Origin of the sequence: Streptomyces sp. NBC_01320 (assembly GCF_035974375.1) — a bacterium.
GTDB classification, from domain to species: Bacteria; Actinomycetota; Actinomycetes; order Streptomycetales; family Streptomycetaceae; genus Streptomyces; species Streptomyces yanii.
The window spans coordinates 11,396,267-11,408,616 of the sequence record NZ_CP108390.1; the positions used below are offsets into that span (position 1 = coordinate 11,396,267).

At 71.2% G+C, this 12,350-nt stretch carries 10 protein-coding genes and 1 tRNA gene; 5 read left to right on the forward strand and 6 right to left on the reverse strand.

Annotated features, from left to right (window positions below; all coding sequences use genetic code 11):
- Window positions 1-12 precede the first annotated feature (12 nt).
- Complete coding sequence (locus tag OG395_RS52570) at window positions 13-942, reverse strand: helix-turn-helix transcriptional regulator (RefSeq protein WP_327249195.1); 930 nt, start codon at window positions 940-942, stop codon at window positions 13-15.
- Between the two features lie 105 nt (window positions 943-1,047).
- Here OG395_RS52570 and OG395_RS52575 point away from each other — a divergent pair, with 105 nt between their 5' ends.
- Window positions 1,048-2,076, forward strand: a complete 1,029-nt coding sequence (locus OG395_RS52575) for an aldo/keto reductase (protein ID WP_327249196.1) — start codon at window positions 1,048-1,050, stop codon at window positions 2,074-2,076.
- 231 nt (window positions 2,077-2,307) lie between these two features.
- On the opposite strand, the gene OG395_RS52580 is transcribed toward OG395_RS52575, so the two are convergent.
- Window positions 2,308-2,472 (reverse strand): hypothetical protein, encoded by a 165-nt coding sequence (locus OG395_RS52580; protein WP_327241439.1) that lies wholly within the window; start codon window positions 2,470-2,472, stop codon window positions 2,308-2,310.
- A 122-nt stretch (window positions 2,473-2,594) separates the two neighbouring features.
- On the opposite strand from OG395_RS52580, the gene OG395_RS52585 reads away from it, so the two are divergent.
- The 3 genes from OG395_RS52585 (at window position 2,595) to OG395_RS52595 (ending at window position 4,318) form a co-directional block, all read left to right on the forward strand.
- Entirely contained in the window at window positions 2,595-2,843 is a 249-nt protein-coding gene (locus OG395_RS52585; RefSeq protein ID WP_327249197.1) for a hypothetical protein, read from the forward strand.
- Between the two features lie 48 nt (window positions 2,844-2,891).
- On the forward strand, window positions 2,892-3,014 hold the full coding sequence (locus OG395_RS52590) for a hypothetical protein (protein WP_327249198.1): 123 nt from the start codon (window positions 2,892-2,894) through the stop codon (window positions 3,012-3,014).
- Between the two features lie 617 nt (window positions 3,015-3,631).
- Window positions 3,632-4,318, forward strand: a complete 687-nt coding sequence (locus tag OG395_RS52595; RefSeq protein ID WP_327249199.1) for a hypothetical protein — start codon at window positions 3,632-3,634, stop codon at window positions 4,316-4,318.
- 1,615 nt (window positions 4,319-5,933) lie between these two features.
- On the opposite strand, the gene OG395_RS52600 is transcribed toward OG395_RS52595, so the two are convergent.
- From OG395_RS52600 to OG395_RS52610, 3 genes are all read right to left on the reverse strand, one after another.
- Window positions 5,934-6,740 (reverse strand): hypothetical protein, encoded by an 807-nt coding sequence (locus OG395_RS52600; protein ID WP_327241436.1) that lies wholly within the window; start codon window positions 6,738-6,740, stop codon window positions 5,934-5,936.
- A 191-nt stretch (window positions 6,741-6,931) separates the two neighbouring features.
- Entirely contained in the window at window positions 6,932-8,137 is a 1,206-nt protein-coding gene (locus tag OG395_RS52605; RefSeq protein WP_327241435.1) for an MFS transporter, read from the reverse strand.
- A gap of 1,173 nt (window positions 8,138-9,310) precedes the next feature.
- Complete coding sequence (locus tag OG395_RS52610) at window positions 9,311-10,588, reverse strand: ISL3 family transposase (RefSeq protein WP_327241434.1); 1,278 nt, start codon at window positions 10,586-10,588, stop codon at window positions 9,311-9,313.
- Window positions 10,589-11,096: 508 nt separating this feature from the next.
- Here OG395_RS52610 and OG395_RS52615 point away from each other — a divergent pair.
- Window positions 11,097-11,173 (forward strand) — tRNA-Trp (locus OG395_RS52615).
- Window positions 11,174-11,384: 211 nt separating this feature from the next.
- Here OG395_RS52615 and bla read toward each other — a convergent pair.
- Window positions 11,385-12,260 (reverse strand): class A beta-lactamase, encoded by an 876-nt coding sequence (gene bla, locus OG395_RS52620; RefSeq protein WP_327241433.1) that lies wholly within the window; start codon window positions 12,258-12,260, stop codon window positions 11,385-11,387.
- Between the last annotated feature and the right edge of the window lie 90 nt (window positions 12,261-12,350).

A 12,350-nucleotide genomic window follows, 5' to 3' on the forward strand; every position in this document is an offset into this window, starting at 1 on the left:
AGCCCGGGCTGATCAGCCTGCCGCGACGGCTTCCTCACGAACGCGCAGCCGGTAGCGCCGCGGCGCCTCGCCAACGACCCGTTTGAAGGCGGTACTGAAGGCGCTCTCCGAGCCGTAGCCCAGCTCGGCGGCAAGCGTCGCGATGCGGACGTCGTCCTCCCGGAGCGCGCGCTGCGCCAGCAGCATCCGCCAGTGGCTGAGATAGGTGAGGGGCGGCATTCCGGCCACCTCCCGGAAGCGCTCGGCGAACGACGTCCGCGACATGGCTGCCGCGCGCGCGAGCTCGGCCAAGCCCCACGCCCTTCCTGGCTCTGCGCGGATCAGGTCCAAAGCGGGCCGGAGCCGCTCGTCGGTGAGCAGTCGCAGCCACCCCGGCGGCAGATCGGCCTGGCCGACGTATGCGCGCAGCGCCTCGAGCAGCAACAGTTGACCGTACTGTCGGATCGCGAACGCCGAGCCGATCCGGTCACTGGTCGCCTCGTCGAAGAGCCGCAGTAGGTCGGCCCGCAACGGCTCGGCGTCGGAGACGGATGCGCGCACGTGCGCCACCGGCGGGAGAGCGGCGAGCAGCAGTGCCCGGCCGGCCTCGTTGACATCGACGCAGCCGCCGATGAGTACGTCGTCGGTGTGGTGATTGGCGCCGACGAACTGGGCCGCGGAGAAATCGGACTCCGGCTGGACCTCATGGCGAGGTTCGTCACCCGCCTCGAAGGCCACATAGGACCGCCCTATCAGGATCGCCACGTCGCCGGGCTCGAGCTCGACCGGGCGGTCGACACCGTCTGTCGTGAGCCGGGCTCGGCCGCTCACCATCGCGAAGAACTTCACCGGGTCCACGATTGGTCCGCGCGACCACCAGCCACCGCGCGCCGCGACGCCACCGGTCAGGACGCTGCGCACCTGGACCAAGTCGAAAACCTGCGATAGCCGATCAACTGCCATGTTCGTACTTTCGCGCAAGAAATCCGAATGGACAAGTATTCATAGTACGCCGCTGGGGACGCAGGCTGGAGGCATCACGCGACACTGACGGATAGAAGGAGCCCCATGCGCTACCGCAGCCTCGGTCGGACCGGCATCAATGTCAGCCCCTACGCTCTGGGTGCGATGATGTTCGGCGCCCTTGGCAACCCCGACCACGACGAGTCCATACGGATCATCCACAAGGCGCTCGACGCCGGGATCAACTTCGTAGACACCGCCGACATGTACTCCCACGGCGAGTCGGAGGAGATCCTCGGCAAAGCGCTCCGGGGTCGCCGCGCGGACGTCGTACTCGCCACAAAGGCACGGATGCCGATGAGTGACGAGCCCAACCACCAGGGCGCGTCCAGACGCTGGCTGATGCGCGCGCTGGAGGACTCGCTGCGCCGCATGGGGACCGACTACGTCGACCTGTACCAGATTCACCGGCCCGACCCCGACACCGACATCGAGGAGACGCTCTCAGCACTCACCGACCTGCAGCGCGCCGGCAAGATCCGCGCGTTCGGGACCTCCTCACTGCCCGCCTCGGAGATCGTCCGGGCCCACTGGGTGTCCGAACGGCGCGGTCTGGCACGGCTGCGCACCGAGCAGCCGGTCTACTCGATCCTCAACCGCGGGATCGAGCGCGAGGTGCTCCCGGTCGCGCAGGAGTTCGGCATGGGCACACTGGTCTGGTCCCCGCTCGGTGGCGGGATGCTCACCGGTCGGTACCGCAAGGGAGAGCAGGCTGCCACGCATCGGTCGCGGTACGGTTTCCAGCACCTCAAGGACGACCAACGCCTCGATGTCGTGGAGCAGCTGATCCCGCTCGCCGACGAGGTGGGACTGCCGCTGACCCACCTGGCGATGGCGTTCGTCCTCACCCACCCGGGGGTCACCTCCGCACTTATTGGTCCGCGGACAATGGAGCAACTCGATGACCTGCTCGCCGGCGTCGAGGCCGCCGTTGGCGACGACGTCCTGGACCAGATCGACAAGATCGTGCCGCCGGGCACCGACGTCGGCACCCTCGATATGGCCTACCAGCCACCCGCCGTTCTCGTCTCGACTCTGCGTCGACGCCCGCACGGTGAGCGCTCGGCCGCATGATCGGACGCCGCACCAGAACAGGTCCTCGCCTTTCGCCGCCCAGCGCGCTTCCGGGCCGTACGGGGAGGCAAGGCGCAGATGGCCGGGTGGGACGCCGCCCTGCTCGGCCTCCCGCATGCGGATCACCTCCCCTCCCCGGGAGTCGGTGGCGACCAAGTGGGTCTGCACCGTGATCCGCCGCAGGAGCGCGACCGGCTCCAGGGTAAGCAGCGCCTCCGGGGCGCCAGGCGCCTACACCGCCCTCAGCAGGGCGACGGGGTCCTGCCCGAACACGGTGGCCCGCCGGTCCCGCTTGGCCTGTGAGGACGGCAGCTTCCAGCTGTTGACGCGCTCCCTGGAGCGCAGGGCGAGCTCAGGTACGGCCACGGCCCCGGCCGGCCAGGACGGGGCGACCACGACCAGTGCCTCCAGCGCCGCGCGAACCGACTCCCCAGCCAGCTCCAGGCGGTTCAGGTCCCGCAGCGCGGGCGGCTGCTCCGTCCGGAGTCGACGTCGTCGGGCCGCGGGCGCTGACGGCGGTGTACCGGGCGATACGCAAGTCCTATGAGGATTCCAGAAACGAACCCGGCACCGCCGACTTCTACTACGGCGAGATAGAGATGCGCAGAGCCGACACCGGCACCGACTGGGCCGAGCGCGGCCTCCTCAACGAGTACTGGGCCGTGTCCGGCTACGGCCTGCGCGCCACCCGCGCCCTTGGGTGGCTGCTGGCCGCGGTCACCGGCACCATGTTCGTGATGATGCTCTGGGGACTTGGGGCGGGATGATCGTGTGTGCGGCCGCTGCCCTTTCGTTCGGCTGCGGGGGTGGTGTGGATGTCGCTGCAGCCGGACGCGCAGCTCGCCCTGCACCAGGTCAACCGGGGTGGGGGGAGAGCCGTACCGGTCGCCCCGGAAGAGTGCCGTGCGGTCGGCGGTCCCTGGGTGCGCCTGGTGTGACGTGTGAGTGATCTGCCGGGTGCTTTGCTGCGGGCCGGGCGGGGGTTGTGCTGGCGGGTAGGGCGGGTGAGCGTGCTGTGGCAGGTCGGGTGGTGAGAGGTCCGGGCGGGGGGTGTCCGGCTTGCCGGTGCTGTCATCGTGTTCCACGTGGGTGCGGTCGGTTGTTGGAGTGGTCAAGGCGGTTCATGGTCGGCTGCGGTGACGAGGATTCAGGTCGGGGTCGGGGTCGGTGTCTGGTGGTGGGTGGGGTTTGGGTGGGGGTGTTTCGGTGGTGGTTGTTCAGGGTGTGTGGGGGGTGTTCGTGGGGGGTGTTGGGGGTGGTGGGGGTGGTTGTGGTTTTTGGTGTGTTGGATTCGGTGGTCTGCTGCCGACAGGGTGACTGGGTGTCAGTGTGTCGCCCGGTGGGCCTAATGATGTGCCAGGCATGCTTACTGTCCTACTTTTTGATGGTCTGTCAGGTAGTGGTGGGGTGTGTGGTGGGTGCTGTGTGTACACCCGGTCGGCTCTCTGGGGTCACACTTTCGGTATTTCCGATATGACAGCTATTGGGGTCGTCAGTACGTTCGTCTCAGGTCGGCTGTCCGGTCGACGGCGTCTCTGAGACAGGAAGAAGTGACATGACCACGCGTACCGTGGCCGTGGCCGCCGCGGCAGTAGGCGCAGCGGTCCTCGCCACCACCGGCATTACCTATGCTTCGGCGGCCGGGTCCACCCAGGTCGCCCCGTTCGTCCAGCAGGCTGCTCCCGCCGCGGTTGCCTTTGGTGATGAGGGCGGCGGGAATGGCAGGGGGAACGAGGGCCGTGACAACGGCCGTGACAACGGCCGGGGTAATGGCCGTGACAACGGCGGTGACAACGGCCGTGGTTACGGCGGTGACAACGGCCGGGGTGACGGCGGTGACAACGGCCGGGGTGACGGCGGTGACAGCGGCCGGGGTGATGGCCGTGGTTACGGCGGTGGCAATGGCCGGGGTGATGGCCGTGGGGGTGACTACGACGACGACTATGGCTACAGGGAGGGACGGATCCAATTCAACGAGCGGACGTATTCCGCTCACACGGACGGCTGTATCACCGTGGTCAGCGGTCTGGGCTCGCGGAGCTTCAACGTCCGTAACGACAGTCGCAAGACCGTTGAGGTCTTCAGCGGGGTCACCTGCGACGACGGGTCCCCGGTCGCGACGGTCGGTCCCTGGAGCACCAGTAACGGTGTCTTCACTCGTTTCGTCCGCGGGGGCGTGTGGGTCAAGCACGGTGTCGTGGGGAGCTTCCGGGTTGTCGACAACTACCGCGACAGGTGGTAGCCGGGCCTCCTGCGCATGGAAATCCCGGCCCGTCGGAATCGGGCCGGGGTTTCCGGCATGGGGGGCGTCGCGGCGGGTGCCCGGTCCCGGGCGGCCGCACCATGTGTGCGGCTCACGCCCGGTGTCCCATAACACCTGCTAGGCCATACTAAGTGTTTGCCGAGTCCCCCGCGTGTCGCGCTGGGTGGACCCGGTCGGCCATGGTCCTGCGGGCTTTGTTCCAGGGTCCGCGGGCCGAGGTGCCCGGTGGTTGTGGCGGGGTCGTCCCGGTGGCGGCCGGGCGGCCGCAAGGGACGCGCTCACGGTCAAGAGCGCGCAGTTTCTTCCGTATCAGGGGGCAGGGCGGCCGGGCCCGGCGCGGGGGATCGCCCTGGCGGCAAGGGCTTGGATCTGCGGTCCCTTTTCCTGCGGCGCTGCGGCCGTGGGGCGAAACCTGCGTCACCGGCCCTGGTGGTCTGCTCCTGGGCATCCGGCGCGGCCGGTGCGGTACCCCGTGTCGACTGTTTTGGTGAGCCTGCCGGGCTCGCCCGGGGCCGGGGTCATCGTCCTGCCGGGACCCGCGGTCGTGTCCGGTCCCCGGCCGGCGTGCGGGGAAGCGGTCTGATCCCTTCGTGGCGGCCGAAGGCACCCGCAATGCGGCGACGTGCCTGCGCGGACCCGGACCGTCCTTGACGGCCCGGGCACCGGGTTTCACAAACCGCGCCCGCCCGCCCGCCGCGCCTGCGTGTCCGCCCCGCCTGCCGCGCTCGTCCGCCGCCCGCCGCCCGCCGCGCCCGCTGCGCTCGCCTGCCGTGCTTGCCGCGCCTGCTGTGCTCGTTCGCCGCGCCTGCGTGTCCGCCCCGCTGCCTGCGCGTTCGCCCTGCCTGCTGTGCTCGTCCGCCGCCTGCGCGTCCGCCCTGCCTGCTGTGCCTGCTGTGCCTGCTGTGCCTGCTGTGCCTGCTGTGCCTGCTGTGCCTGCTGTGCCTGCTGTGTCTGCTGTGCTCGCCCGCCGCGCCCGTGGGTTCTGCTGCCTGCGCGTTCGCCCTGCCTGCTGTGCCCGTCCGCCGCCTGCCCGCCCGCCGCGCTCGCCCGCCGCGCCTGCTGCGCTCGCTCGCCGCGCCTGCTGTGCCCGTCCGCTGCCTGCGTGTCCGCCCCGCCGCCTGCTCGCTCGCTGCGCTGCCTGCGTGTCCGCCGCGCCTGCTGCGCTCGCCCGCTGTGCCCGCTGTGCCCGCTGTGCCCGCTGCGCCTGCCGCGCCTGCTGCGCTCGTCCGCTGCCTGCGTGTCCGCTGTGCCTGCTGTGCTCGTTTGCCGCGCCCGTGGGGTCTGCTGCCTGCTCGTTTGCCGCGGCTGCTGTGCTCGCTGCACCCGTTCCCGCCTGCTGCGCTGCTGTGCCTGCTGTGCTCGTTTGCCGCGCCCGTGGGGTCTGCTGCTTGCGCGTCATCCGGGGGTGAGCGCTTCCGTTGCCGCCTTCGTCCGGGTGGGGGCCGTCCCTGACGCGCCGTTGTAGCTTCCTGCTCCTGTGCTTCTATCTCCCGGGGCACGGGCGTTGGCCGGTCTTTGACGGGTGACCCCCGTGGGCGCAGGGTGCGGGGACCGGCCGGTGGCGGGCGGGCGCCTGCCTGAACACGGGGTCCGCTCATCGGGGAGGGCTTTGAGGTACTCGTCGCGCAGGGGCACGACGCCCGCGGTGACCAGCAGATCGCGGGCATGACAGGTCGTGGGCATGGCAGGTCGCGGGTAGCGGGTCGTGGGTGTTCCGGGCGGGTCGTGGAGGTGCTGGTGGTCTGGCTTGCGGCAGTGCACGAGCGGGACCAGCGGGTTGGTGACGATCTCGCGCGACAGCCAGGAGACCACCTTGTGCGGCCGTTCGGTACCGGCCAGGGTCCTGCGGGTGCGCCGGCAGCGTCTCCTCGTCGTTGCCGAACCTGTTCGGCGAGCTGGGCCTTGAGGTAGCGCTGTGGGCGCAGATACTCGCGGTCCATGCCACTGCTGCCGGTTCCGCGTCCGTGGCCGGGGTGCCGGGTTCCGTGGGCGGGGTGCCGGGTTCCGGTTCCGTCGAGAGCAGGAACCCGATCAGCAGCATTCCCGCTACCGCGGCCCGGGTGTGTACCGCGAGCAGGGTTCCGGCCGTCACGAGGATCCAGCCGGCAGGGAGCACCTGGGCCACGACGGCGGCGTGCTGGTGCCCGGTGCCGGGGATGCGGGACAGGCCGGCCATCGCCACCGCTGCGAACAGCGCGTATGTGGCGGTGACGGGATCGTGCAGGCCGTACAGGCCGGTGTAGAAGGCGGCGGCTGCGAGGGTGACCCGGGCGGCCCGCCGGGCCGTGCGGGCCGTGGTGCCGGTGCCGTGCCGCAGTGCGGTGGTAGCCCGGCGCAGCGTGGGGCCGGGGCTTTGATGTGCCCGGGCTGTGGCACTGCCGGTGTTCTCCTCAGGGCCCATGGCTGGTACCCGTGCCCGCTTGTCCTGGTTCCAGGATCACATCCGTCCCGGACCGTCGCACGGGTGCGGGTGCGGGCGGGGGCGGGTGCGGCGCACTCGGGTCTGGGTGGTGCCTGCCCCCGCCGGCGGGGGTGTCGGGCGGGGGTGTCGGGCGGGGGTGCTGGGCGGGGGTGTTGGGCGGTTGGGGGCGCTCAGGTGTGTGTGGGTGGGTGCCGCCATAGGTAGCCGCCTGCCGTGGCGGCGAGCAGTATCACGCAGCCGGCGAAGACCAGGCCTGCAGTGCGTAGTCCCAGTGCCGCGGCGAGTGCGCCGATCCCGATGACGGGCACCGAGATTCCCGCGTACGCGAGGACGAAGAACGCCGAGATGGTGGCGCCCTTGTGGGTGTCGGGAGCCGCTGTGCTCACCACGCTCAATCCGGCCCGGAAGGCCAGGCCCTGGCCGGTGCCGCCGGTCGCGGCACCCAGGAGGAGGACCGGCAACGACGCCAGCAGCAGCGATGCCCCCACCACGAGCAGCCCGGCCACCAGCATCAGGCAGCCGACGGGCAGGGCGTTGCGTGTGCCGACGGGGCCCATCAGTAACTGCCCGCAGGCCGAGGCGCAGAAGACGCAGAAGACGACGGCGCCGGACACGGCCAGGTCGTGCACGCCCAGGGTCTGGGTGAGGAAGGCCGGCGCGACCGCGGTGAACAGGCCCAGCAGCGAGAATCCGGCGAAGGCGGCGAGTGCGCAGGGCGCGAACACACCGCGTACCTCGGTGGGGACGACCATGCCCTGTGGCCGTAGCGGGGGCCTGGCGCCGCTGCGGTGCACGGTCTCGGGCAGCAGCGAGGTGACAGCCACCGCGGCCGCCAGGAGCGCCAGATGGGTCAAGAACGGCAGCCGCAGCGGCCATGGCGCGTACTGGGCCAGGGTCCCCGCGACCAGGGGGCCGAGTCCCAGGCCGCCCATGTTGGCCGCGGTCGCCGCGAATCCTGCCCGGGCACTGCGTCCGGCGGGTGCCAGTTCCAGCACAGCGGCCGTGCCCGTACCGCTGAGCAGTCCGGCCGACAGCCCTGAAAGGACACGGCCCGTGAACAGCAGCGGCAGTCCGTCCGCCAGCAGGAAGCACACCGCGCTCAGCGCGGCCAGTGCCAGCGCGCCCAGCAGGACCGGGCGGCGGCCGAGAACATCGGAGAAGCCGCCGGCCAGGAGCAGGGCGGCGATCACACCGATGGCGTAGACGGCGAAAACCACGGTGACGATCAGTTCGGAAAAACCGATCTGCTCACGGTAGAGCCCGTACAGCGGTGTCGGCAGGGTCGTGCCCATCATCCCGACCGCGAACACACCCGCCGCGGCCAGATATCCGGGCCGTACAGTGCTCCGCTGACGGTCCGTGTCCTGGTTGATCACAACTCACCATAGGCATCGGGTCAGGCGCGCGGAGGCGTTGACTTCGCCCGGGGACGGGCCGGTGCACAAAAGCCACCGGCACACGGCAGAGCCTGCGGCACCCCTGCTGCCGGCCCGCAAGGCCCCGCAGTCACCCCGCGGCAGCCGGGTGCCTTCGTGGACCTGCGGACGCAGGCCGCCGGCACGAGCGGGGGACGGCGGCAGGACCAGGAACATCAGCAGACAGACCCCGGCTGACAGCTTCGGATCGCCTGCACCCCCGGCCGCCTCGTCGGCGGTTGCCTCCGCGTCCGCCCCAGCCCCTCCCCGGGTCCCCCAGCCCCTCCCCGGGTCCCCCTGGCCTCCCCGGGTCCCCTTGGCCTTCCTGCGGCCCCTGCCCGACACCCCCGGCCGCGGTGGTGTCCGCCCGGCCAGGGGAGTCGGGCCCGCCGCAGCCCGGAACACGCCCCCTGTCAGGAAGGACGCCTCCCTGTCAGGAAGGACGCCTCCCGCCGGCCGGGGCGCTGCCCGGGGCCCGGCCCGGTGCCTGCGAACACCGCGCGGCGACCTCACCCGTCGCGGTCACCGCCGGACCCGGCCCGACGCCCGGAGCCGGCCAGGATCTCGCCCAGCGGCTTCCCCCGGCCCCGGGGGCCTGCTGCCGGTACGCGGGGGGCGCGGGCGGCCACCTCCTTCGGGCCGCGTCCCGGCCCACCGTCGAGACCGCCGGACTGGAGGCTTGACGGCCTTCGGTGTCACCCGACTGTGCGGCAGCTGCGACCTCATTCGGCCCCGTCTGCCGCGCGGCCGCACCCGAGCGGCAGGGCTCGGGGGCAGCATGGAAGCGGAAGCCCGCCCGGGAGCCCTTCGCACGTCGACCGGGCGGGCCGCCGTTGTGCAGCGCGCCTGCGTGCGCGGCGGCCGCCGCGCAGGGCCGCGATGGCCTGCCGGCGCACGGTGCGGGCGCGAGCACGACCGGCCGGCCGGGCGGCACCGATGAGGTCCGGCGGCCGGGCCGTCACCGCACGCGCCGCCCCTGAGAGCACCGCCGGCGGTGCTCTCAGGGCCCGTCCCGCGGTGATGGCCGCCGCCGGACCGGCCCGCACCTTCTGCCCTCACCGCCGCACCGGTGCCCGGTGAAAGGAAAAGAAGGAAAAGAAGGAAAAGAGGCTCTCCTGTCGCTTCCGTGGGTGGTCAGTTCGTGAGTTGACGGCCTGGTAGCTGGGGTCGGTGGCCGCCGAGGCTGAGCATCGCGAGGGCGATGAGGGACTTGGGGTCCTTGAAGCCGAAGGCGATGCGGGTGATCAGTCGGATTTTGGTGTTCATGGACTCGACCAGGCCGTTGCTCAGCCCGTGCTCGGCGGCGGCGGTGATGGCGTCGAAGTGTCTGACGATGCTGCGCTGCAGCTCGACGAAGGCGGCTATTCGTGAGCGGCGGGCCCAGAGCACCCAGTCCCACAGCGCCTCGGTGGTGTCGGGGCCCTGTTTGAGGGCGGTGCGCAGACCTTCCTTGAGCAAGTACGCCCGGTGGAGCAGCGGGTGAGCGTTGGCGATGAAGAGCAGTTGGGCCCGCTGCCCGGCCGTGAGGTCCTCGGGGTTCTTCCACAGCGCGAAGCGGGCCTTCTTCAGGGACTTCGAGCCTCGGGTGGATCTGCCCTTGCCTCCGCGCTCGGCGTTCCACACCTGACGGCGCACGACGTCCAGGGCGTCGGTGGTCCACTGAACGACGTGAAACGGGTCCATCACCCGTACCGCCTGCGGGCAGCGCTCGGCGACCACCGTGGAGATCCAGTCGGCCGCATCCGCGGACACGTGGGTGAGCTTCGCGGCGCGCTCGTTCCCCAGGGCGTCGAAGAACTTACGCAGGGTGGCCTTGTCCCGGCCGGCCTCAGCCCAGACCAGACGCCCGGAGTCGTGATCCACCACGACGGTCAGGTACTTGTGGCGCTTCTTGTAGCTGATCTCGTCAATACCGATCCGTCGTAGCCCGGCGAACAGGTCCACCGACTTCTCGACGTCCGCCCAGACCCGGGCGACGATGTTGCCCACCGTGCGCCAACCGGTCCGCATGAGCTGGGTGACGGACGTCTTGGAACAGCAGGTCGCCAGCCAGGCCACCTGCGCGTCGAACGCCAGGGTATGTCCGGCGCCGTGCCTCGCCCAGGGAACCGAGGCGACCACTATGCCGTGCTCGGGGCAGGAGACCCGGGGCGCGTCGGCCTCGAGGAATGCCTGGATGACGCCCAGGTCCAGGGCCCGCCAGCGGCGGCGTCCCTCACCGGCGTCGTACTTCGCCACCTTGCGCCGACAGATCCCGCACCGCTCCCTGTGGCCCTTCGCCGGTCGGACATGCGCCACGATCACCAGCTCACCCCGGACACCGCCCTCGGGGTCCGCCTCCTCGGCCTCGACCTGCTCGATCAGCGTCTTTTCGACACCGAGCAACCGAACCCATATCCTCTTAATTTGCACGCCGTATCCAGGTTTATTCGTTTCGTACCTTCAGCAGTCGAAACGTACCCCGGGTACGGCGTGTTCTGCGTATCAGCCCTGGTCAACGACCCACGGAAGCGACAGGAGAGCCGGAAAAGAAGGGGGGTTGCCTTGCCGCGGCTTCGTCCTGCCTCCGCGGACCTTGCGGGCGCTGTGGAGCTGCGGGCGCGCTCAAGAGCCGGGATGCCGGGGCCACTTCCTGGTTGGTGTGTGCCGGACCGGGGTCTCGCGCCAGGCCGCATATGTGGGTGATGCGCTGCGCGTGCACGGCCCGGACGGAAAGGGGCTGCGGCCTCCTGCGATTGCTCCGGCGTGTGAGCCGGGCACCGGGCGATGCGTCAGGTTGGCGTGCAGGCCCCCGTGGACCGCCCCCGCACTCGACGCGGTCGGTGCGGCCGAAACCGTCCTCCTGTTCGCGCCCGGCGAGCGACCGCGAAAAATTGTGTGGAGCCGGGCTCGCCGGGCATGACAGGCTGACGCACACCGAAGGGGTGTAGCTCAGATGGCCAGAGCGCCGGTCTCCAAAACCGGATGCCGCAGGTTCGATTCCTGCCACCCCTGCCACCGTTCAGGGCTCCCCGGCCCCACGGCCCCGGCCCTTGCTCACGGTCCGGGACCACCGGCGCGGTCACGTCCCGGCCGGGACGACCGCGGCCCGGATACGGCGGGCCGGATACGGCGGGGTGCCCGGCTGACGGGCGCGGGCCGGTCCGGGAACCGTATCGCTCGGGCACATCGCGCCGGCCGGCCTGTCCCCGGATGCTGCTGCCGGTGGTCAGCTCAGGGCCGCAGCCAGAGCCCCGGCCGCCTTGGCGACCAGCGGATTGTCGGCGGGGGCGTCCCGGTCGGGCTTGGTGGTTATGACGGCCAGGACGACCGGCGGCCGGCCGGGGGGCCAGGCGACGCCGGCGTCGTTGTTGCCGCCGTAGCTGCCGCCGCCGGTCTTGTCGGCGACGCTCCAGCCGGCGGGAATCCCGGCGCGGAAGCGTTCACCGCTGGTGGTGTTGGCGAGCAGCCAGCCGGTCAGCAGCCGGCGGTCGCGGGGGACGAGCACGTCGCCCAGGACGAGGCGGGCGTAGGTTTGCCCGATCGCACGAGGTGTCGTGGTGTCCGTCTTGCGCCATGGCTCCGCCGAGTTCAGCTCGGGCTCCCACCGGTCGAGGCGGGTGACCGGGTCGCCGGCAAAGCGGCACAGGCGGGTGACGGCGGCGGGGCCGCCCAGCTCCCGGAGCAGGAGGTTGGCCGCGGTGTTGTCGCTGTGCGTGATGGAGTACCTGCACAGGTCGGCGACCGTCATCGCGCGCGAGAGGTTCTCGGACGTGCCGGTGATCGGCGAGTGGCCGCAGGCCCTCACGTACTGCGCGGTGTAGTGGATACGGCGGGCCAGGAACTCGCCGCTGCGGTCCAGATCGCGAAGGACCGCAGCCGCGCCGATGGTCTTGAACAGAGAGCACATCGGGAAGCGCTCGTCCGCCCGGTACACCACCGTGCGGTGTGTGGCGGTGTCATGGGCGTACGCGCCGAGCCGGGCAAAGTGCTCCCGCTCCAGGGCGCGCAACTGCCCGGTGACGTGGGCCGCCGCGCCGGGCGCGGCGAAGGCGGTGGGCGCGGGGGGGCGGCGGGGATACGGCGGCCGGAGCCGCCCCGGCACCGGCCCCGGCGGCCAGGGCGGCCAGGACTGTCCGGCGGGTCGCGCGGGCTCCGATGGATCGCACAGCCATGTGCCTTTCCTTCGTACGGC

Bases quoted from the DNA above. Each gene is read 5' to 3' on its own strand.
- OG395_RS52570 (WP_327249195.1), bottom strand. From the start codon at position 942: ATGGCAGTTGATCGGCTATCGCAGGTTTTCGACTTGGTCCAGGTGCGC.
- OG395_RS52575 (WP_327249196.1), top strand. From the start codon at position 1,048: ATGCGCTACCGCAGCCTCGGTCGGACCGGCATCAATGTCAGCCCCTAC.
- OG395_RS52590 (WP_327249198.1), top strand. From the start codon at position 2,892: ATGTCGCTGCAGCCGGACGCGCAGCTCGCCCTGCACCAGGTCAACCGG.
- OG395_RS52595 (WP_327249199.1), top strand. From the start codon at position 3,632: ATGACCACGCGTACCGTGGCCGTGGCCGCCGCGGCAGTAGGCGCAGCG.
- OG395_RS52600 (WP_327241436.1), bottom strand. From the start codon at position 6,740: ATGGGCCCTGAGGAGAACACCGGCAGTGCCACAGCCCGGGCACATCAA.